General features: G+C 68.8%; 18 protein-coding genes and 1 pseudogene. 5 read left to right on the top strand and 14 right to left on the bottom strand.

The window, feature by feature from the left end:
* Positions 1 to 12: 12 nt before the first annotated feature.
* Entirely contained in the window at positions 13 to 1,839 is a 1,827-nt protein-coding gene (locus tag ACFYNO_RS20385; protein WP_388013878.1) for a phosphoenolpyruvate carboxykinase (GTP), read from the bottom strand.
* Between the two features lie 266 nt (positions 1,840 to 2,105).
* On the opposite strand from ACFYNO_RS20385, the gene ACFYNO_RS20380 reads away from it, so the two are divergent.
* Entirely contained in the window at positions 2,106 to 2,861 is a 756-nt protein-coding gene (locus tag ACFYNO_RS20380) for a hemolysin III family protein (RefSeq protein WP_388013875.1), read from the top strand.
* Here the strand turns inward: ACFYNO_RS20380 and ACFYNO_RS20375 are convergent.
* The 3 genes from ACFYNO_RS20375 to ACFYNO_RS20365 all read right to left on the bottom strand — a co-directional run bounded on the left by ACFYNO_RS20375 (position 2,757) and on the right by ACFYNO_RS20365 (position 4,873).
* Positions 2,757 to 3,191: a hypothetical protein gene (locus ACFYNO_RS20375; protein ID WP_388013872.1), complete on the bottom strand. Its 435-nt coding sequence runs from the start codon at positions 3,189 to 3,191 to the stop codon at positions 2,757 to 2,759. The genes ACFYNO_RS20380 and ACFYNO_RS20375 overlap by 105 nt on opposite strands.
* Positions 3,192 to 3,377: 186 nt before the next feature.
* The gene (locus ACFYNO_RS20370; protein ID WP_388013869.1) at positions 3,378 to 4,196 is read right to left on the bottom strand and encodes a hypothetical protein; all 819 of its coding nucleotides are present in this window, start codon (positions 4,194 to 4,196) and stop codon (positions 3,378 to 3,380) included.
* An 11-nt stretch (positions 4,197 to 4,207) separates the two neighbouring features.
* Positions 4,208 to 4,873, bottom strand: a complete 666-nt coding sequence (locus ACFYNO_RS20365) for a papain-like cysteine protease family protein (RefSeq protein ID WP_388013866.1) — start codon at positions 4,871 to 4,873, stop codon at positions 4,208 to 4,210.
* 257 nt (positions 4,874 to 5,130) lie between these two features.
* On the opposite strand from ACFYNO_RS20365, the gene ACFYNO_RS20360 reads away from it, so the two are divergent.
* Entirely contained in the window at positions 5,131 to 6,066 is a 936-nt protein-coding gene (locus ACFYNO_RS20360) for a hypothetical protein (RefSeq protein WP_388013863.1), read from the top strand.
* On the opposite strand, the gene ACFYNO_RS20355 is transcribed toward ACFYNO_RS20360, so the two are convergent.
* Entirely contained in the window at positions 6,063 to 6,941 is an 879-nt protein-coding gene (locus tag ACFYNO_RS20355) for a GNAT family N-acetyltransferase (protein WP_388013860.1), read from the bottom strand. The two genes, ACFYNO_RS20360 and ACFYNO_RS20355, sit on opposite strands and share 4 nt — an antisense overlap.
* A 33-nt stretch (positions 6,942 to 6,974) precedes the next feature.
* Entirely contained in the window at positions 6,975 to 9,005 is a 2,031-nt protein-coding gene (locus tag ACFYNO_RS20350) for a thioredoxin domain-containing protein (RefSeq protein WP_388013857.1), read from the bottom strand.
* A 231-nt stretch (positions 9,006 to 9,236) separates the two neighbouring features.
* On the opposite strand from ACFYNO_RS20350, the gene ACFYNO_RS20345 reads away from it, so the two are divergent.
* Positions 9,237 to 9,803: a Uma2 family endonuclease gene (locus tag ACFYNO_RS20345; RefSeq protein WP_388013854.1), complete on the top strand. Its 567-nt coding sequence runs from the start codon at positions 9,237 to 9,239 to the stop codon at positions 9,801 to 9,803.
* Between the two features lie 303 nt (positions 9,804 to 10,106).
* Here the strand turns inward: ACFYNO_RS20345 and ACFYNO_RS20340 are convergent, their stop codons facing one another.
* The 5 genes and pseudogenes from ACFYNO_RS20340 to ACFYNO_RS20320 all read right to left on the bottom strand — a co-directional run.
* Positions 10,107 to 10,418 (bottom strand): hypothetical protein, encoded by a 312-nt coding sequence (locus ACFYNO_RS20340; protein ID WP_388013851.1) that lies wholly within the window; start codon positions 10,416 to 10,418, stop codon positions 10,107 to 10,109.
* Positions 10,419 to 10,711: 293 nt separating this feature from the next.
* A complete protein-coding gene (locus ACFYNO_RS20335; protein WP_388014045.1) occupies positions 10,712 to 11,299 on the bottom strand; it encodes a transposase in 588 nt (195 codons plus the stop codon).
* On the bottom strand, positions 11,299 to 11,784 hold the full coding sequence (locus ACFYNO_RS20330) for a winged helix-turn-helix domain-containing protein (RefSeq protein ID WP_388013848.1): 486 nt from the start codon (positions 11,782 to 11,784) through the stop codon (positions 11,299 to 11,301). Before ACFYNO_RS20330 ends, ACFYNO_RS20335 begins: the two co-directional genes overlap by 1 nt.
* Before the next feature lie 512 nt (positions 11,785 to 12,296).
* Positions 12,297 to 12,446: a hypothetical protein gene (locus ACFYNO_RS20325; protein ID WP_388013845.1), complete on the bottom strand. Its 150-nt coding sequence runs from the start codon at positions 12,444 to 12,446 to the stop codon at positions 12,297 to 12,299.
* A gap of 88 nt (positions 12,447 to 12,534) precedes the next feature.
* Positions 12,535 to 12,690 (bottom strand): annotated as a pseudogene (locus ACFYNO_RS20320) (DUF255 domain-containing protein); the annotation flags it as partial.
* On the opposite strand from ACFYNO_RS20320, the gene ACFYNO_RS20315 reads away from it, so the two are divergent.
* Complete coding sequence (locus tag ACFYNO_RS20315) at positions 12,643 to 13,275, top strand: trypco2 family protein (protein ID WP_388013842.1); 633 nt, start codon at positions 12,643 to 12,645, stop codon at positions 13,273 to 13,275. The pseudogene ACFYNO_RS20320 and the gene ACFYNO_RS20315 sit on opposite strands and share 48 nt — an antisense overlap.
* Positions 13,199 to 16,468, top strand: coding sequence for a trypsin-like serine protease (locus ACFYNO_RS20310; protein WP_388013839.1), 3,270 nt, complete (start codon positions 13,199 to 13,201; stop codon positions 16,466 to 16,468). The genes ACFYNO_RS20315 and ACFYNO_RS20310 overlap by 77 nt, the downstream gene beginning before the upstream one ends.
* 26 nt (positions 16,469 to 16,494) lie before the next feature.
* Here the strand turns inward: ACFYNO_RS20310 and ACFYNO_RS20305 are convergent, their stop codons facing one another.
* The 3 genes from ACFYNO_RS20305 to ACFYNO_RS20295 are packed head-to-tail and all read right to left on the bottom strand — an operon-like array spanning position 16,495 to position 19,695.
* A complete protein-coding gene (locus ACFYNO_RS20305; protein WP_388013836.1) occupies positions 16,495 to 17,451 on the bottom strand; it encodes a hypothetical protein in 957 nt (318 codons plus the stop codon).
* On the bottom strand, positions 17,432 to 18,544 hold the full coding sequence (locus ACFYNO_RS20300; RefSeq protein ID WP_388013833.1) for a DUF3696 domain-containing protein: 1,113 nt from the start codon (positions 18,542 to 18,544) through the stop codon (positions 17,432 to 17,434). The genes ACFYNO_RS20305 and ACFYNO_RS20300 overlap by 20 nt, the downstream gene beginning before the upstream one ends.
* Entirely contained in the window at positions 18,541 to 19,695 is a 1,155-nt protein-coding gene (locus ACFYNO_RS20295; RefSeq protein WP_388013830.1) for a DUF262 domain-containing protein, read from the bottom strand. The genes ACFYNO_RS20300 and ACFYNO_RS20295 overlap by 4 nt, the downstream gene beginning before the upstream one ends.
* Positions 19,696 to 20,068 lie beyond the last annotated feature (373 nt).

Raw genomic sequence — 20,068 nt, 5'->3', positions numbered from 1 at the left:
GTGCGGTCGGCCTCAGCCGAGCCGCTTCACCAGCGCCCGGTACTCGTCCCAGAGCGCCTCGGGGGTGTGCTCCCCGAACAGCTCCAGGTGCGCCGGGATCAGCGCGGCCTCCTGGCGCCAGATCTCCGGGTCCACCGAGAGCAGCAGCTCCAGGTCGGCGTCGGAGAGCTCCAGGCCGTCCAGGTCCAGCGCGTCCTTGGTGGGCAGCACGCCGATCGGGGTCTCCACGCCCTCGCCGGCGCCCTGCAGGCGCTCGACGATCCACTTGAGCACCCGGCTGTTCTCGCCGTAGCCCGGCCAGACGAAGTTGCCGTCGGCGTCCTTGCGGAACCAGTTGACGTAGTAGATCTTCGGCAGCTTCTCGGCGTCCGCCTCGGCGCCCAGCTTCAGCCAGTGCGCGAAGTAGTCGCCCATGTTGTAGCCGCAGAACGGCAGCATCGCGAACGGGTCGCGGCGCAGCTCGCCCACCGTGCCCTCGGCGGCCGCGGTCTTCTCGGAGGCGATGTTGGAGCCCAGGAAGACGCCGTGCTGCCAGTCGAAGGACTCGGTGACCAGCGGGACGGCGGTGGCCCGGCGGCCGCCGAACAGGATCGCCGAGATCGGCACGCCGGCCTGGTCCTCCCACTCCGGCGCGATGGTCGGGCACTGCGCGGCCGGGACGGCGAACCGCGCGTTGGGGTGGGCGGCCGGGGTGCCGGACTCCGGCGTCCAGTCGTTGCCGCGCCAGTCGGTCAGGTGCGCCGGCGGCTGCTCGGTGAGGCCCTCCCACCAGACGTCGCCGTCGTCGGTCAGCGCGACGTTGGTGAAGACGGTGTTGCCGTACAGGGTGTCGATCGCGTTGGCGTTGGTCTCCGTGCCGGTGCCGGGGGCGACGCCGAAGAAGCCGGCCTCCGGGTTGATGGCGTAGAGCCGGCCGTCGGCGCCGAACCGCATCCAGGCGATGTCGTCGCCGATGGTCTCCACCTTCCAGCCCGGGATGGTGGGCTGGAGCATGGCCAGGTTGGTCTTGCCGCAGGCGCTCGGGAAGGCCGCCGCGATGTACTTGACGTCCTGGTTCGGGGCGGTGAGCTTGAGCACCAGCATGTGCTCGGCCAGCCAGCCCTCGTCCCGGGCCATGGTGGAGGCGATCCGCAGCGCGTAGCACTTCTTGCCGAGCAGCGCGTTGCCGCCGTAGCCCGAGCCGAAGGACCAGATCTCCCGGCTCTCCGGGAAGTGCGAGATGTACTTGGTGCTGTTGCACGGCCACGGGACGTCGGTCTCGCCCTCGGCCAGCGGGGCGCCGACGGTGTGCACGGCCTTGACGAACTCGCCGTCCTCGCCGAGCTGGTCGAGCACGGCCTGACCCATCCGGGTCATCACGCGCATCGAGACCGCGACGTAGGCGGAGTCGGTGATCTCGACACCGTAGGCAGCCAGCGGGGAGCCGACCGGGCCCATCGAGAACGGCACGACGTACATCGTGCGGCCCTTCATCGCGCCCCGGAACAGGCCGTTCTCGCCGGAGAAGATGTCGCGCATCTCCGCCGGGGCCTTCCAGTGGTTGGTCGGGCCGGCGTCCTTCTCCTGCTCGGAGCAGATGAAGGTGCGGTCCTCGACGCGTGCCACGTCACTCGGGTCGGAGGCGGCGTAGTAGGAGTTGGGCCGCTTCTCGGGGTTGAGCTTCTTGAAGGTGCCCTGGGCGACCAGCAGGTCGGCGAGGCGCTGGTACTCCTCCTCCGAGCCGTCGCACCACTCGATGCGGTCCGGCTGGGTGAGCTCGGCGATCTCGTTGACCCACTGCGCCAGGCGGGCGTGGCGGGTGGGGGCAGCCGTGCTGACGGCAGAGTTCTCGTACGACACGATCGCTCCGTTTCACGCCTGATCGACCGTGATCAGGCGTCCGGGGGTTGAGGGTGGTTACACCGTAGCTCCGCCTCGCAACCGGGAATTTGGCTCTGCGTACTCCTTGCCGCAAGTTTTGCTACACCATGGCCAAAAACTGGCAGATCTGCGGCCATCAGCGACACTCGTCAACGTTGCCCCGATCACATCCAACCGCTCCACATTGTCCAAAAGTGACGCGAGCCACTTCCTACTTATTGGTAACCTACGCAGCCGTAGGTAGCATGACGCTCATGACTGCGGATCAGCACGATGGGGTCCCCGCGCCGCTCGGGGCCTGCGGGGTAGTAGGGGAGAGCAGCGGTCCGGCGGCGGTCGGTGGGGCGGTGACCGCCTCCGCCGCCGAGCAGAAGCCGGCCTGGCGCGGGTGGCTGCACGCCGGCATGTTCCCGGCCTCGCTGGCCGCCGGGATCGTGCTGATCTGCCTGGCCGACACGACGCAGGCGCGGATCGCCTGCGCGCTCTACTCGGCCACGGCCTGGCTGCTCTTCGGCGTCAGCGCCGTCTACCACCGCTTCACCTGGGGCCCGCGCGGCGAAGCCGTGCTGCGGCGGCTGGACCACGCGAACATCTTCCTGATCATCGCGGGGACCTACACGCCGTTCACCATCCTGCTGCTGCACGGCGGGCGGCAGCAGCTGCTGCTCTGGCTGGTCTGGGGCGGGGCGCTGGCCGGGATCGCCTTCCGGGTGTTCTGGGTCGGCGCGCCGCGCTGGCTCTACACCCCGTGCTACCTGGCGCTCGGCTGGGCCGCGGTCTTCTTCATGCCCGACTTCCTGCACACCGGCGGCGTCGCCGTGATCACGCTGATGATCGTCGGCGGTCTGCTCTACAGCATCGGCGGCGTGGTGTACGGGCTCAAGCGGCCGAACCCGTCACCGCGATGGTTCGGATTCCACGAGGTCTTCCATGCCTTCACCCTCGGGGCCTTCATCGTGCAGTACGTAGGTGTCTCGCTGGTGGCCTACACCGTGGCCTGAGACGGCGTGGGCCGGGACGCGCTGGCCCGGGGTGCCGTGGCCCGAGGCCGCGTAGCCGGCCCGGCGGTCCGCCGCCCGGGTACGCAGCTCGCGGGCCCGGGCGCAGCGGTCGCAGTGCGCGGCGTCCGGGCGGCCGTCCTGGTGGTGTTCGGCGGGGTGGACGAGATGTCGGAACCGGCGGCCCACGTGGACCATCACCAGCAGCACCTCGACGCCCGCGACCGCCCAGACCAGCGGCGCGCCGCCCCCGAGATAGGCGGCCACCACCGCGAGCGCGGCGCCGACCACGGCGACCGTGCCCCAGAACTGCAGATCCTGAGCATCCTTCACGGCCATCGCCACCTCTCCCCAGCCTGACCCAGCGGCACATCCTATCTACCGACAGTCACGGGGCGTAGTCGATCCCGGGCGAACAATGCATCAATGTTTCATCAACTCCCGGTGCCGCCGGCCATTGACAGCCGAAGTGCCCTCGCGGCCCGCCCGCGAGGGCACTTCGCACGCCCCGGGGGGCGGCTACCCGCGCGCTCTGCGGCGCCTGGCGGCAAGGCCCGCGCCGGCCAGTGCGGTCACGCCCAGTGCACCGGCGGCGGTGGCGGGGCCGACCGCCGTTCCGGAGCCGGCGGCGGCCTGCGGCGTCGTGCTGAAGCCGCCGCCGAGGCCGGCCCGGTCGTAGGCGGAGCCGGGCAGCTTGTCTCCGTACCGCTGGCGCACCAGCTTCTGGTACTCCGCCAGGCTCACCCCGCCGTTGCCCACCGAGGCGCGGGCCTCGGCGTCCAGCGGCAGCACCCGGCCGCCGCGCAGCACGTACCAGGCGTTCAGCTGCGGCTCGCGGAAGACCGTGCCGCCGCCGCCCGCCGCACCGCGGGCCGCGTAGTCGGTCTCGTCGCTGCCGGAGGCGATGTTCACCACGTGCCAGCCGCCGTCCTGCCGCACCGCCCAGACCGAGGCGGTGCGGCCGTCGGCGGCGGCCACCTCGGTGGCGGTGAACTCGGCGCGGGCCACCGGGGCCCCGGCCGTGCCGGCGACGAAGGACGGATCCAGGGTGTAGACCGGCACGGTCGAGCCGACCGGCCGCGGGGCCGCCGCCGCGGCCGCGTTCGCCTCGGCGGCCTGGCTCATCGCCCCGTTCGCACCGGCCGGTGCGCCCTCATGGGCGAAGAACCGGCCCACCTGGTCGAGCACGGCCGGAGCCTGCACCGCCGCGTGCGCGGCGGCCAGGTCGGCGGGGGCGGTGGGGGCCGCGGGGGCCTCGGCGGCGGCCAGCGGGGCGGCGGCGAGGGTGGCCGCGAGGGCCAGCGCGGCCACTGCAAGGAGCTTCTGACGGTTCGTCATCTCAGGCCTCCTCAGGCGCCGATGCCGTACAGCGAGTGGGTCCAGGAGAACGAGCCGTTGCTCACGTAGTAGTTGTAGTCGGCCCAGTTGTAGCGGTAGTCCGACGGCCACGGGTCGCCCCAGTAGACCCAGTTGTTGCCGGCGTCGTAGCCGTACAGCACCTCCATGTGGCCGCCGCCGGAGGACCACTGGATCCGGGTCTCCACTGGGCGGTTGCTGTTGATCTCGTTCTGCACCGTGGAGTAGTACAGGTACCCGTTGACGTAGGAGCCCGGGTTGATGCCGATCCAGCTCAGCGCGTTCTGCACGTCGCCCAGCGCGGCCTCGCTGTTGGGGCAGGAGGAGTTGATCGAGCGGCCGAAGGCGGCGTTGCAGAACTGGTTCTGGGTGTAGCTGTAGCCGAACCAACTGGCGATGGTGTCGCCGCTGGCCGCCCAGCACCAGTTGGAGTTCTGCTGTTGCTGCATGCTGATGTTGAGGGTGCGCCAACTGCCGCTCGCGGCGGCGGAGACGGACCCGGGGGCGGCGGTGCTGGTGCTGTTCCGGGGGGCGGTGGTGCCGGCGGCTTGGGCCGGCGAACCGGTGGCGACGGTGAGCGCCGGGCCGAGGGCGGCCAGTGCGGCGGTCGCGAGCGCCCGGCGCAGCCGGGTGCGCCCGGTGGTGCGGGTTCGGGACATGGCGTTTTCCTCCGTGCGATGGCGGCAGGGAAGGGAAGTGGGGGACACGCGGACCCGGCGCGCCGTCCGGATCGGCGGCGGGTGACGACGAGCATCCGGTCCTTGACCAGCCCTGGTCAATACACCGCGGGGAGCCCCGGAGCGGGGTGTGAACGGCGCCCCGCGGCTGTGAACGCGCGAGCGTCCTGCCGTCCGGAACGGTGACAAGGGCCCACCAAGGTGTGAATATTCACCACCAGCACGTAGGAGGCCCCGCCATGCCGCGCACCGCACCCGCCGTCCCGCCGGAGCTCCTGGCCGCCCTGCGCACCGGCCCGTTCCACCTCGCGCTGCGCACCGCGATCGGCGTGCGCGGCCTGGCCCTGCACCGGGTGCAGCAGCACCTGGAGCGGCGCGGCGTGCGGGTCGGGGTGACCAGCCTGAGCTACTGGCAGCAGGGCCGACGGCGCCCCGAGCGGGCCGAATCCCTGCGCGCGGTCCGGGCGTTGGAGGAGGTGCTGGAGCTCCCGGCGGACTCGCTGACCCGGCTGCTGGGCCCGCGCCGGACCGCCGTGCGGCCCACGGTGCCGGTCCGCCCCTACCGCGACCTGATCTCCCCCGCCGACGCGGTGGACGACCTGCTCGCCGAGCTGCCCGGTCCGCGTGACACCGGCGTGCACACCGTCACCCACATCGAGCGGATCCGGATCGGCGCCGACCGGCGGCTGCTGCGCCGCGACTCCCAGCACGCGGTGCGGGCCCACCGAGCGGGCGTGGACCGGTACTTGGCGATCTACCAGGGCGATCCCGGCTGCGACGTGGGCCTGGTGCGGGTCCGGGCCGAGGAGAACTGCCGGCCCGGACGGATCCGCCGCGACCAGTCGGCGCACCTGGTGATCGCCGAACTGCTGCTGGACCGGCGGCTGAACATCGGCGACACCCACCTGCTCGGCTACGGCTTCGACGACGCACCGGCCGCCGGGCCCAGCACCGAGTACGTGCGCGGCTTCAACTCCGGCACCGGCCAGTACGTGCTGCAGGCCGCCTTCGACCCGGCCGCCCTGCCGGTGCGCTGTCACCGGTTCGCCAGCGCCGGGCCCGGCGCCCATCCGCACGAGAGCGAGGAGTTGACCCTCGACGGGCAGCACTGCGTGCACCTGGTCGGCACCGGGCTCGGCCCCTGCCTGCTGGGCATCGGCTGGTCCTGGGACTAACGCACCGTTCCCTCGAAGAACTTGAGCGACACCGTGTCCTCCACCGGCCGGTAGCCGATCTTCTGGTAGATCGAGTTGGCGGTCGGGTTGGCCAGGTCCGTGTAGAGCAGCACCTGTCCGGCCCCGCGGTCCCGGCCGACCTGGGAGATCCCGGCGGTCACCGCGCTGCCGTAGCCGTGGCCGCGCAGCACGGGCGGGGTGTAGACCGGGCCGATCCGGACCATCCCGCCCAGCACCGCGGAGACCGCCGCCATCGCCGCCGGCTCGCCCGACTCGTCCTCCCAGAAGAAGAGTTCACCGGCCGCGATCCGGCCCCGCAGGTACTGCGGCACCTGCTGCGCCCGGTGGTCCACGTCCACGAAGAAGGCCGTCAGCCAGACCAGCGCCAGATCGAAGTCCTGCTCGGTGACCTGGCGCAGCCGCCCCGCCACCGGCGGCACCGCCAACTCGCCGAGCCGGTAGAGGCGCTGCTCGACCTCCACCTCGACGGTGCCGCCGGTCCGCTTCGCCCAGCAGTCGGCGAAGGCCCGCGCCTGCTCCACCCCGCCGCCGACCCCGGTCAGCACCGGACTCCCGGCCAGCGCCGCCTCCAACTGCACCGCGGCCTCGGCCGGCATGCGGCTCAGCCGCAGCGGGAACGGCGGGGTCTGCACCCAGGCCCCCGCCACCGGCGCGTCCGGACCGGGCCGCCACCAGCCGAAACCGGGCGGCTGCCCGGGATCGCCCTCGGTGGCCCCGCCCCGGGCGAGCCGGTCGGCGAGGGTGAGCAGCACGGTGTTCTCCGCCGGGTGGGCGGAGAGGAACGCGCCCGCCTGCTCGCGGAACTCGTGCACGGAGTGGCTGAAGGTCCAGGTCATCTCCAGATCCTGTGCCATGCCCCGGACCGTCGCACCCGAATTAACCCATGCTCACTCCTGCCTGGCCCCCACCTTCGCGGCCAGCTCCGCCGGATCGGCCGTCGGCGCCTCGCAGGCGAAGTGCCGGCAGACGTAGGCCGCCGGCGCCCCGCCGAGCAGCGGCCGGTCCGCCAGCAGCGCCACCTCCGCGGCCCCCGCCTCGCCACGGGCCACCACGGCGCCCGGCGCCGTACCGAGCAGCGCGGTGCGGTGCAGCGCCGCGGTGCGCGGGTCCTCCGCCGGGCCCACCACGGCCACCTCGCGCGGCCCGTCCAGCAGCGCCTCGGCCGCGGCCAGCCCCCACCCGATGAACCTCGGCGCCCGCCCCGCCAGCGCACCGACCACGCCCAAGGCCCGCTCGGCGGCGGTGCGGTGCAGCTCCGAGCCGGTGTAGGCCGCGTAGCTGAGCAGCGCCTGGGCGGCGGCGGACCAGCCGGAGGGCGTGGCATTGTCGGTCGGATCCTGCGGCCTGCGGATCAGCTCCTCCGCGTCATCCGCCGTGTCGTACAGGCTCCCTGACTTCTCGTCGGTGAACTTCAGCAGCACCACGTCCAGCAGCCCGCCGGCCAGCTCCAGCCAACTCGCCTCCCCCGTGACGGCGTACAGCGCCAGGAAGCCCTCCGCGACATCCGCGTAGTCCTCCAGCACGCCCGCGTTGGCGCCCGCCCTGCCGTCCCGCGAGGTGCGCAACAGCCGTCCCTCGGGCTCCAGATGGACGGCCAGCAGCAGATCCGCCGCCCGCTCGGCGGCGGCCACCAGGTCCGGGCGGTCCAGCAGCGCCCCGCACTCGGCGAGCGCCGCGATGGCCAGCCCGTTCCAGGCGGCCACCACCTTGTCGTCCCGGGCCGGCGCCGGCCGCTCCGCCCGCGCCGCCAGCAGCGCCGCCCTGACCCGCTCGTCCAGCTCGCCGGCCGGCAGTTGCAGCACCGAGGCGCCGTGCTCGAAGGTCCCCTCCGCCGTCACCCCGAACAGCTCGGCCGCCGCGGCCCCGCCCTCCTCCCCCAGCACCGCCGCCAACTCGGCCGGCGTCCAGACGTAGTAGGCGCCCTCCTCGGACTTCCCGGTCCGCTCCGCCACACTGTCCGCATCCAACGCGGACGCGAACCCGCCCTGCTCCGTGCCGAGTTCGCCCACCATGAAGTCCGCGGTCTGCAACGCCACCCGCCGGGCCAGCCCGTCCCCGGTGGTCCGCCACAGGTGCAGGTAGACCCGGCAGAGCAGCGCGTTGTCGTACAACATCTTCTCGAAGTGCGGCACCACCCACGCGTCGTCCACCGAGTACCGCGCGAACCCGCCGCCGAGCTGGTCGTAGATCCCGCCCCGCGCCATCGCCTCCGCCGTGCGCACCACCTGCTCCAGCGCCGCCTGCGACCCGGTCCGCGCATGGTGCCGCAGCAGGAACTCCAACACCATCGACGGCGGGAACTTCGGCGCCCCGCCGTACCCGCCCCGCACCGGATCGAAGCTCCGGCTCAACCCCACCAGCGCTTCCCGCACCTCCCCCTCCCCCGGCGCGGGCACCCCGCCCGCACCCGCGTACACCCCGGCCCGCTCCGCCAACTCCGCCCGGATCCGCCCCGCGACCTCCGCCACCTCATCCCGCCGCTCCCGCCAGGCGGCGTCCACACCCTCCAGCACCTGCCGGAAGCCGGGCATCCCGTGCCGCGGCTGCGGCGGGAAGTACGTCCCGAAGTAGAACGGCTCCTTGCCGGGCGTCAGGAACACCGTCATCGGCCACCCGCCCTGCCCGGTCGCCGCCTGCACCGCCTCCATGTAGACGGCATCGACATCGGGCCGCTCCTCCCGGTCCACCTTGACGGCGACGAACCGCTCGTTGAGGTAGGCGGCGAGGTCGGCGTCCTCGAAGGATTCGTGGGCCATGACGTGGCACCAGTGACACGCAGCGTAACCAACTGATAGCAGAACGGGTACATCACGCCGTTTCGCTTCCTCGAACGCCTCGGGTCCCCACGGCCACCAGTCGACCGGATTGTCAGCGTGCTGAAGCAGATAAGGCGAGGTCACACCAGCCAACCGGTTCATGAGACCCAGCCTCTCACGCCGACACGGCCCTGCCGGTTCGGCCCGCAAGCCCCCGCCCTACTTGGCCGATTTGCACTCATGCGCCATCACGTGGTGAATGCGGATCGCCCCTTTTGCACTCAGGTCGCCCTGCGGACGCTGGAGGTTCTGCCCCGACCCAAAGCCGGTGCCCGACTGGAAGCGGGCAGTACGCTGAGTCGAGCAGCACCGCATCCTCGAAGGAGGTACTTCATGACCGCCGAGATGGTGGCGCCCGCGTGGATGCACACGCAAATCGGCGCGGAGCAGTACGACTCCTGGTCCGAGGAACAATGCGCTGGCATCGAGATCGTGGACGGGATGGTCGTCGTGAGCCCGAGCGCCTCCAAGCGGCACAACCGGCTGGCTCGACTCCTGGCCAATGCCCTGGACGCCGCCGCGGGCCCGGACTGGAACGCCGACACGGACTTCGACGTCCGCTTGCAGGACGTGCCGCTCACCAACCGCCGCCCGGACATCACCGTGTACCGGGCGGAGACCATCGACTTCACACCCACCCGCCCCGAGCACGTGCTGCTGGTCGTCGAGGTCGTATCCCCGGGGTCAGAGACCACCGACCGGATCGTGAAGGTGGACCAATACGCCAAGGCTGGCATCCCCTTCTACTGGCGCATCGAGCAGTCCGCCACCGGCGTTCCGGTCGTCTACACCTACGTCCTCGACCCGGCCAACAGGGCCTACCGGGACGGCGAGGTGTTCACCGGTACGGTGAAGGCCACCGCGCCTTTCCCTGTCACGGCCGACCTTGGGGCCCTGTGAGTAACGAGGAATCGCCCGCGCCCTGGCGCCTCCGACGTCCTGTGGGCTAATTCATGTCCGCAACCGGGGCCTCCAGGCAGCGGCCCCAGCTCGGTCCGGACCGTCCTAGGCGGTTCGGAGGGAAGGTGCAGCGCTTCAACCAGATGCCGACATGCACGTTCTCGCCGAGAACGAGCCGCGTGGGGAGATGCCCCGCTTCATGCGCGTCACCCTGATGGCGTCGCGTCGTTACTCAGGTTGAACTCGTGATGTCGGGCCCAGCATCCACCGGTTGGCGGGTGGCAGTGGGAGCCGAGGTACCACTCAGCAGCAGGCGCTTGGGCTGTCGATCATCAGGCCCATTGCGGTGAGAATCTCCGCATGGCCGAGGAAGTGCAGGGCGACCTCCAAGCCGCCGTCGGCTCCTTCATAGGCAGCCATACCAACCGAGGACACTGCCCCACCGCCTTTGATATGACCTGGCTCGAGCCCGTGCAGAGCGCAAAGCCGCTCGTGTGCCGCCGAAAGGTAGGCCGCCCAGCCGTCGTAGTCCGCAAGGTCCAGGCCGCTCAGCTGGCCGAGCCAGGCATCAACATGAGCCCGAAGAACGACCTCCGGCTCGCGGAAGTCGTGCACCCATCCACACCGCTGCCCGACGCCTCCGTCCGCTCGTACAACCCGGTAGAAGCCCTCCAGCCACGCTTCGGCGGCTCCACGGTGGCTCTCGCACACGGTGACCGTCACAGCCGGGCCCGAACCAACGACAGCGTCCTCGGCAGACTTGAACCCATCCATGACGACCACGGGGGCTTCATCGCAACGATGAATAGCCCGCAAGACCTCATTCACTTGCAACCCCCTGACCGAACTGGCGATCCGCGCAAGGCTAGAGCACCTACCCGCCAGGGCAACAGGCACCTCGCATCCGGTCAGGACAACGCGATGATCAGGCCGGTCTCTGCCAGACAGCCGTCGATAAGATGAGGCCGGTACTGAATCTTCCGAAGGCCGCGCCTGACTGTCCGCACGAGGTGATCCGGATCCGCGAAGGCGACGTTGGCCAGGAACCCTCGCCGCAGGAGCGACCAGATCCCCTCGACCGGGTTGAGGTCCGGTGCGTAGGCGGGCAGCTGATAGACAGTCAGCCAGTCCTGGGCGGCGATGAACTCCTTCATACCGGCTGCGAGATGGGTGTTCAGGTTGTCCCAGATCAGCACGATCGGGCCGTCGAGCTGGTTGTGGGCCGCGACGATCAGGTCACGATAGTCGCTCCAGGCGAAGCTCTTGCGCCCCTTGCGCTTGCCCTGGCCGTCGTCCAGCCGGGGCCGGTAGATCAGCCGCGACCGCTCGCCGGACTTGTAGCAGGTCAGGGCGGCGATCGAGACCCGCCGGCGGGAGCGGCCGCGTACCCGAACAACGGGTGTGCGGCCGCGGCGTCCCCAGGTCCGGGCCCGTGGTGGCGTCATCGACACCCCGGCCTCGTCCTCGAACACCAGCCAGGCCCCGGTCGCCGCCACTAGGCTTTTACCTGCGGCCACACCTGCTTCTTCCACACCTCGACCGCACTGTCGTCGCGCTCGATCGCGCGGCGGATGGGTTGCTGGCAGGTCCAGCCGTTGCGCCGCAACAGCTTCCACACGCCCTGGACCGTATAGGAGACGTGGAACCGTCGGCCGATCACAGTCTTGATCCGCGCCAGCGTCCACCGCTGGTCCTCCCAGCCGTGCGCCAGCGGGCCCTTCTCCAATTCGCGCTCAAGCATCGCGAACTGGCTCTCGCCCAGCCTCGGTAGTGACTGCGGTCCCTTCGATTCCAGGGCCGCCGAGCCGCCTTCCCGCCAGGCCCGGCGCCACCGCTCGACCGACCGCACCGTGACCCGGAAGTCAGTGGCGATCACCGTGTTGCTGTCACCACGCTCGAACCGCTCAGCGGCATCAAGCCGCACCCGCTCCCGGCGCTGCTGTTCCTGGGCAGTGAACCCGCCCCCCTGCGCGTATCGCACGACGAGGGCATACCCACGGCGCGATGGCTCTCAGCCCTACGACAACGCGAGTTCAATCTGAGTAAGTACTTGCCGGCAGACCTAGAGGAATGGCTCCACGGTCACGCACGCCGAACCAACTCTTCGCCCTACGAAGTGATCAAGGAAGCCCTTGAAGCATACTTGGGAGTCTCACGGACCGGGACCTGACGATCTGTCGCATGCCAGAAGGCAAAGCGTACGGCTCCGCGAGGTCGGCATGCGGGCGTGTCATGAGACATCGAAACGGTGGGGAACAGGTCAACCACTCCTGCCAGCAGCCGGCGTACCTGCGGCTGGGCACGGCGGCGGAGAACCGGGCCGACGGGGTCGCGCCGACGCGATCCAGGCGGCCCCCTCACCGACCTCCGCGACCCGCCGGACGTACCCGCGGGCGGCTCTGGCTGGCGGCTGAGCCTCTCGCAGGTCGGCTGTGCCGGACCCGCAGATCACCTTCACTGCTGTGTCGGCCGCGGCCTGCGGCCGACAGCCTCCTACTCCTCAGCGGCGACAGCGGGTTCGCTGCCCTCCAAGCGCTGGCGGATGCTGGCGTACCGCTCGGGCGACCATGCGGGTGAGGCGGCCAGTTGCTCCTCGACCCAGGCGTCCATATCTCTGCCCAACTGCTCATCGTGCGTATCCACGTCACTACTCCTTGGAAGCGCACCAGTTCAGGCACTCTTGCTTCTCTACCTACACAGGCACCAGTTGATGTTTCGTCAGAAACGGTAACCAATGGCAGGATGCGTACCCCATCGAGAGGAGGATGGGTACGTCCCGCCTTGCCGCTTCTGACATCGCCTCCTCTCCCCACTCCCACCAGTCCACAGGATTGGTGGCGTGCTGCTGGAGATAAGGCGACTGGGCGTGCACCAGTCGATTCACCATGAGGGCAGTATCCCCCAGCCCACCGACTCGCCGTGCGGAGTGTTCAGCCAACACGCCGAGGAGCTGCAGCTCGGCACCTGCGCCGACGCTCTACAGCGGCCCGACGGATTCAGCCTGCCGTTGGCAGCCTGGCCCACACCACTGGCGCCCGCGGACTCACGAGAGTTGGTGAAGGCGGCCACTGACGAGGCGGTCACGGGTAGGCTCGGCACTCCGGAGTATCGCGGTAGGGGCAAGAGATTGAGCGAGCCGTTTTCTGAAATCGAACTCACGCAGGCAGTCGCCGTACTGCGGCAGCAGCTGGTCGCTGCCGCGACAGCAGTCAGTGACCAGGAACCCATCTTCGAGGTTCGGGACCTGACCATGGAGTTCTCAGTGGAACTGCGCAAGGACGCCCAGGCCAAGGCGGGGTTTCGAGCCTGGGTGGTCTCCGGCGAGAGCGGCGTCGCCGTAAGTGGGAACCGGGCGCACCGGGTCACACTCACCCTTGCGCCGAAGAACGCGGCGGATGGCGGCAGCTGGATCATCGGCAACCCCGAAGCCGCCGACCTTACGGAGTTCAATGGCGAGCGGCAGCTCCCATAGGGGCGGGGAGCCACTCTCGGGTTCTGTTCCGTGGCCGGAGATCGCAATCGTCGAAGGCGGGAGTCAGGGCACCGGCCGCCTACTTGGGGCCAGGCTCGTTCTGACCGCGGCGCATCTGCTGGGCGACGGGCGAGTGCGGGCCACGGTTCCCCGCGGCCTGGGGACCCGCACCTGCCAGGTGCTCTGGAACGGTGCCGACGAACGATGTGATGCGGCGCTGCTGCTGGCGGATTCAGACCTGGTTGGCGCCGAGCCCGGAGCCGTTCAGTGGGGCGAGCCGGGAGACACCGACCCGTGGCCCGGGTGCGTGGTTCTCGGTTTTCCTCGTCCGCAGCGCAGTGGGAGGCAACCCGACACGGAACAGTTCGTCGGCACGCTCAAGCCCGGATCATCCATCGTTCGGGGACGCTACGTGATCGACGGGGACCACTCCGCCCCGCAACCGGTCGCGGGCGGCTCTCCGTGGCAGGGCATGTCCGGTGCACCGGCGACCTTGCGGGGCCATGTGATCGGAGTGGTCACCCAGGACCCGGCCGGCTGGGGGCACAGTCGGCTGGAGGCCGTCCGGGCCCGGACCCTGCTGGAGAACGGCGAGTTCTGTAACCTCGTCCATCAGCACACGGGGCGTCGCCCCGTACTCCGCGTCCTGGCCCGGGCGGCCGGCGGCGAAGAGGGCACCGACCGGGCCGGTGGGTTCCGCTGGGATCGGGTCTCGGACCTGTCGGCCACGGACTTCGAAGTGCACCCGGTGCGCCGGGAAGCCGGATTTCCGAGGATGGTGGAATACGTTCCGCGAAGCTTCGAAGGGGACCTGGAGGTCTGTCTCACAGAAGCTTCGAAGGGCGGTGGGTTCGTTCTTCTGACCGGCCCTTCGGCAGCGGGCAAGACCCGCTCGGGCTTCGAAGCGGTTCGCCGTACGCTGCCCGATCGGCTACTGTGCCGCCCTTCGGGTGCTGCGGACCTGCGGGCGCTCGTCGATGCCCACCTGCCCGACGCGAAGCACCTGGTGTGGCTTGACGACCTGGAAAGGCATCTGCACAACGCAGGTCTCACTCCCGAACTGCTGGCGCACCTCCAGCGGCGGGGCACGGTCGTCGTAGCGACCCTACGGTCCCAGCTGTATGCGGAGCTACTGGAGCAGGACGGCGTCACCGGCTCCTTCGGGGAATCCTTGTATGGGCCCCGGGCGGCCGGTCGCGTCCTGCGTCAGGCCCGTCACGTACCCGTTCCGCGTCGATGGTTCGGGTCGGAGCGGGACAGGGCATCGAAGGTAGACGACCCGAGGATCATCGAGGCCCTTGCGGCGGGTGAGCAGTACGGACTCGCCGAATATCTGGCCGCTGGTCCGCAGTTGGCCAAGCTGTGGGAAGCGGGAGCCAGCCACCGGCCTCGAGGAGCCGCCCTGGTGGCTACCGCTGTTGACCTCGCGCGCACCGGTCTCACAGGTCCGCTGCCGATCGATGCCATCGAGGAACTGCACACCGACTACCTGCGCCGGATGGGCGGTGCTGTGCTGCGCCCCGAGCCATTGACGGAGGCCTGGAAGTGGGCGAGTAGTGAATTCCTCGGCGTCACAAGCCTGTTGGTGCCATCTGAAGGTGGTGGCTGGCGCCCCTTCGATTACCTGGTCACCGAGGTCAGCCGTGTTCAGGGGCGGTCCGACGTGCTGGGCGACGCCGTATGGCGCAAGGCGCTCGACCTAGCGGAGGGCCGGAACCGGTCCCTGCTTGCCTTGTCCGCACTGACAGCGGACCGTCCCGACATCGCGGCGGCGGCGCTGCGTCTCCCAGCTGAGTCGGGGGAGGTCGAGGCGATGGTGGGCCTTGCGGCCGTGCTGATCGAAAGTGGTGACCGCGAGAAGGGGGAGCTGTGGCTTAGGAAGGCGGCCCGCCAGGAGGACGGGACCGCCATGCTGAGCCTCGGCTCGTTCCTCGTATTTCACGGCAACCGGGAGGAGGGTGAGAAGTGGCTGGAGAGAGCCGTGGAAGCCGGCCGCGCTCAGGGGCTGAGGTTGCTCGGCGACCTGGCCGCGCAAGACGGTGAGGACAAGACCGCGGCAGAACTATGGAGACGGGGAGCGGAGCGGGGCGATGACGAGTGCGCCGTGAAGTACGGCAACCTGCTGCGGCAGCAGTACCTCACGGTGGACAACCGAGGTGCATGGTTGAAGGAGTCAGCTGATCGGGGCCTCTCCGCCGCAGCGCTGGCATTCGCTGGCTGGCTTGCCTACCGGAAGCAGAAGGACGCAGCGGCTTATTACCTGGTTCGGGCACGGGAAGGCGCCTTGGCCGCTGCGGAGGACGGCAATCCTGACGCCATGATCACCCTCGGCACCGTGTTGGCGTGGGAGGGTGATCCGGAAAGCGCTGAATCGTGGTTCCGCAAGGCCCGCCAGCGCACCCCCTTGTTGATGCCCGACTGGCGGCTGGTCCGCGCGGAGGCCGATAGGGGCGGGCTCCAGGTCATGGCGGTGAGCAAGACCACCGAGGAACGGCTAGCGCCTGGGCAACTCTCAGACGTGATGCAGGGATTGTGGCCACTTGATTGTCAGTACTGCGGGCTTTCACTGGGGAGGGGGGTGCCAGCGCTTCGCGTGTTCGAACAACCGTGGGGAGCCACCGCCAGCCTGTACCACCTGGGGATGTGCCACTACCCCGAATGGACTGATAACGACGGCACCCGCCGTGACAGCAGCCTCGGCATCTTCAAGATCATTGGCCCGTCAGAGCCTCGTCTGACTTGGACTGCGAGTGCGGCTCGCACACCTCAGGTTGTGCTGGACGACAAGAATCCAGTGATCATGATGGTGAACGCAGGCATTGAATCCGTCGAACTGGCCCAACGCGACGACGGCCAGTGGCGAATGGCGCCGTCTTACATTCACCAGCAGCAAGGGATGGTGCCTGCTGACAGTGCGCTCAACACCGTTCGCGGAGTCGCAACTGTGCTTCGGGGAAAGCTGACCGTGAGACTCGGCGTTGAAGAGTGGTCGTCCAGGGTCTCGCGTGACATGAAGCGCTTGATCAAACGCCAGGGCGGAGTGCTGCTCTTCATTACGTCAGGCCTGCCGCCTGTGAAGCCGAACGAGGCAGTCCTGAATCTGGCCTTGTCGGCACCTGACGTCGTTGCTGGGTGGGTACCGGTGCTCCAGAATGAACGCGGGTGGCGACGCTGGAGAAGCGGCCTTGGCTGACACCCCGGCCACGGCCCCACCTGCAGTCAGGTGCCCAGGTGCTCGGTGAAGATACCGATGAGGACGCGGTTGCCGTGTTCGGGGATCGGGAGTGAGAAATGCACCCGGTCGCGGTCCCACAGGCGCTTGCCGTGCCATTCGCACCGGTAATCGTGTCCCTTGTAGGTGACCAGGCGCTGATCCCAAGCGCTGGCGTTCTTTCGGGTCTGGGGGCTCTCGGGGGAGATATCGAGCCCGCGGGCGGAGAAGACAGCCATGACCTGGTTCTGGTCACCCTTGTGGCGGGTCAGAACGTCCGCGAAGTCGTCACTGATGGCGCCCAGGAGATCCACGAGCCAGGACCTGACGTCCTCGTAACTTCCATCGAAGTGGCGAAACGCCAGATCGTCCGCGTAGACCAAGCCGGGGAACGCGCGATCCGCCAAGACGAAGAACTCGCGTTCGGGAACTTGCTCCCGGCCGATGACCCCCCGCCAGAAGAGCGGCGCAGCCCCGGGATCAGTGAGTAGGTGGAGCTCGACCGGCCCTGCATCGCTCTCCACTGTGGCCCAGCCCGCCGGGCGAGGGCCGCGCGGCACGATCAGGCAGGACATGGAGCGTCCAGTGCGCGCGCGGGCCACCACGTGCCCCAGGCCGAACGACGGCTCAACGGACATGCCGCCGATGCGCACGGTGGGTGAGAGGTCCTCCTCGACGGGTTCGATCGCACGGCACTTGTCCAGGAGACGGGCGAGCCGGACACGGTCGTCGCGCGGGACACGCCGGTCTTGGGTATAGGCGAGGTCCGCCAGGGTGACCTGCTCCCAGCACTCCACGCTGTAGGCGGGGATCATGACGGCAGCCTGCCGGCCGTCCGCGAAGGGAGCCAAAAGCTCCGCGAACAGATGGACCAGGTGGCCGAGTTCGTCGTCATCGGCGTCACGCCAATCGAGACTGTCCTCGTCGATCACCACCCGGTAGTCGTCATCGGCGCCGCCTGGCATGGGCCAGCCCTCCGAGATCGGTCTCGATCTGATCGAAGAACCCGGCCGGCCAGCGGTCCAATTCGCCGTGGTCGCTGACTCGCACTGTTTGAGCCCCAGCCTCGTCGAAGTAGTGGACGACCATGTCCTGCGCAGCCAGTGAGTGGTCTTGGGCTACCGCGAGACGGGCGCCATTGAGGACGTGGTCGCTGTGGGTCTCCACCACAACGTGGACGCCGCTACCTGCCACCTGAGCCAGGAACCGGCCCAGCCGGGACTGTCCTGCAGGATGCAGGTGGGCCTCAGGGTTCTCCACCAGCAGCATGTCACCGGGCGAGGCCAGGACTCCAGCGACGACGATCGGCAGGGCGTAGGACACTCCGAAGCCCGTGTTCGACGGTCGAATCACGTGGCGTTCGCGATCGCTCTCCTCGAACCTGATGGTGCTTGCCAGCGTGCCCGGGGCGACGCGGGCCTCGATCGCCACCGGACGGATGATCTGCGAGGCCCACGCCTCAATGTGCTTCAGCGGTGATACGACATCGACTGAAGGATGTCTCAAGGGTTCTCGCACCTCGCGCCGCGGGCCAGACGCGCGTGGCCCTGACACCATAGCCAGTACCTGAGCAGTGAACTCGCCGTGCACCCCGACCTGGATCCGATCGGGCTCCTGCGGAGACAAGGACAGCACGTCCCGAGGGCCGAGCCGCTCCGCGCACAGGTAAGTGAACCCTCCTTCAGTGACGCCGATCCCGGGTACCACCCTGTCCGGGACCTGTGCGCATGTGAGATACAGCGCGTCGGGGTCCTCAGGGACATCGAAACGGAACGACCAATCCTCACCGGTTTGATCGCTGAAGAAGCCGACCTCGATCACCGACTCGGTCGCGTCCCGGTTCAACACGTCGTAGATGGTCCCGAGTGCTAGGTCGAACGGCCCGTTCAGGTGGAGTGCACGGTCAGGAGCGGTGGACGCGTGCCGAGCCAAGAGGATTGCTTGCAGGACCGTGCTCTTCCCGCCACCGTTGACACCGGTCAACACGGTCAATGGCCGCAGCGGAAGCGTCACGTCGCGAAAGCACTTGAAATTCTTGATCGTCAGCTGGCTGATCACAGACCCGCCCTCGCATCCTCGGCGGCCGCCTCAAATCGGTAGCTCACACGTCGACGGTCCGAGGTCGAGGAGGTAACCGAGTTGAGGTACTCGATATCGACAGTCATACGCTGACGCGCCGCATCAACGATGTCATGTTTACGGCCTGAGAGGTCGTCAAGCTGGTATGGCGCCAGAGCAATCGACCAGGTTTCAAACAATGCCCGGTTAATAGGGCTACGCTCCTCGGAGCCCATCGGCCACTTACGGAAGGCACGTCCCCCGAAGACCTCGTAGGCGTTGGCCATCGCGCTGACGAAAGCATGTTCCAGTGCGTCGACGCGGGAGTCCGAGCACTGCTCGGGGTCGTCCAGCAACTGGGTGGCATGCATGAGGAAGTTCTCCATCACCGGCAGCTCCATGTAGGCTTTCAATCCGAGCAACCAGAACGCGGCGAACCGCAGAGCCATCTCGCGGTCGTTCATCCGGATGTGATCGGTCAGACCGTTCGTCGCCAGCGCAAACTCACTGCTGTGTGTCATACGGCGCAGGATCTCGCGGCTGCGCGGCTTGGACATGCAGTGGCGAATCTCCTGGGCATTGAGAGGCGTACCGCCGGTGTTGATGCGCTTGAAAATGTCGTACATGACGTCCGCTGGCGTGGTCGGATCAATCACGTTGATGATCAGCTGAGTGTTGTAGATCCGACGCTGCCACTGCACGGCAAGGTCAGAGAACCGACGCCCTTCAACGTCTTTAAGGTACTCAAGTCCCTTGAGCGGAAATCCGCGGCCGCGGACGAATTCATGCAAGGTGGACAGGCGCTGCAATCCATCGACCACGTGGAAGGCCCCATCGCGGTCCTCCGCGAAGTAGAACGCCGGGAGAGGGATATTCAACAACAGCGACTCAACTAGCAGGGACTTCTGGTTGTCCTTCCATACCTGGCCACGTTGAAAGTCGGGGGCAAGTTCCAGCGCATCTTCATCGATCTGATCGAGGATGTTTCGAAGCGAGAAGGTGCTGGTAGTGACACGAATCTGAGCCGGATTCCAGGGCCGTTCAATAACAGGCCCCCCAGTACTGGAATCCTCCACCTCAACGCCCGTCGCCAGGCCTTCGAATACATCCTCCACCACGTCTGGCCCAGCATGCGCACCCTGCGAAGTCATGAGGGCATCCTACGGGTCCTGCCCCCGGTCCGGGCCGGACCTGCAACCGAACAACCGACTCAGAAGCAACTGACACGGATCGTGTGGGCCATTCGCTCTGCCCCACGATGGTCATCGGCTGCGCCGACCTTCGACTGCTATCCCGCGCTGGGCAAGGCGGCCGCCGTCCTCGACTCAGGCGTTCAAGCCCTACCCGAGCCGCTCATCGTCTGCATCCATGTCGCTACTCCCCGGAAACATCCGAGGTCAGGACTACTGGTTCTGTTCAGTCACTAGCACCGCTGGCATGCCGCGTACCCGACGCTCAGGGGGGGGGGGGGGGGGGGGGGGGGGGGGGGGGGGCGGGCGGGGGGGGGGGGGGGGGGGCGGGCCC

It is taken from the genome of Kitasatospora sp. NPDC006697 (genome assembly GCF_042869935.1).
Classification (GTDB): domain Bacteria; phylum Actinomycetota; class Actinomycetes; order Streptomycetales; family Streptomycetaceae; genus Kitasatospora.
Note: the sequence above shows the minus strand (reverse complement) of the source record. Positions and strands in the feature narration are given on the sequence as shown.

Coding starts and splice junctions, on each gene's coding strand:
- ACFYNO_RS20365 (WP_388013866.1), bottom strand. CDS start 4,873: ATGTCCCGAACCCGCACCACCGGGCGCACCCGGCTGCGCCGGGCGCTC.
- ACFYNO_RS20310 (WP_388013839.1), top strand. CDS start 13,199: ATGGCGGCAGCTGGATCATCGGCAACCCCGAAGCCGCCGACCTTACGG.
- ACFYNO_RS20380 (WP_388013875.1), top strand. CDS start 2,106: ATGACGCTCATGACTGCGGATCAGCACGATGGGGTCCCCGCGCCGCTC.
- ACFYNO_RS20350 (WP_388013857.1), bottom strand. CDS start 9,005: ATGAACCGGTTGGCTGGTGTGACCTCGCCTTATCTGCTTCAGCACGCT.
- ACFYNO_RS20360 (WP_388013863.1), top strand. CDS start 5,131: ATGCCGCGCACCGCACCCGCCGTCCCGCCGGAGCTCCTGGCCGCCCTG.
- ACFYNO_RS20345 (WP_388013854.1), top strand. CDS start 9,237: ATGACCGCCGAGATGGTGGCGCCCGCGTGGATGCACACGCAAATCGGC.
- ACFYNO_RS20295 (WP_388013830.1), bottom strand. CDS start 19,695: ATGACTTCGCAGGGTGCGCATGCTGGGCCAGACGTGGTGGAGGATGTA.
- ACFYNO_RS20370 (WP_388013869.1), bottom strand. CDS start 4,196: ATGACGAACCGTCAGAAGCTCCTTGCAGTGGCCGCGCTGGCCCTCGCG.
- ACFYNO_RS20355 (WP_388013860.1), bottom strand. CDS start 6,941: ATGGCACAGGATCTGGAGATGACCTGGACCTTCAGCCACTCCGTGCAC.
- ACFYNO_RS20305 (WP_388013836.1), bottom strand. CDS start 17,451: ATGCCAGGCGGCGCCGATGACGACTACCGGGTGGTGATCGACGAGGAC.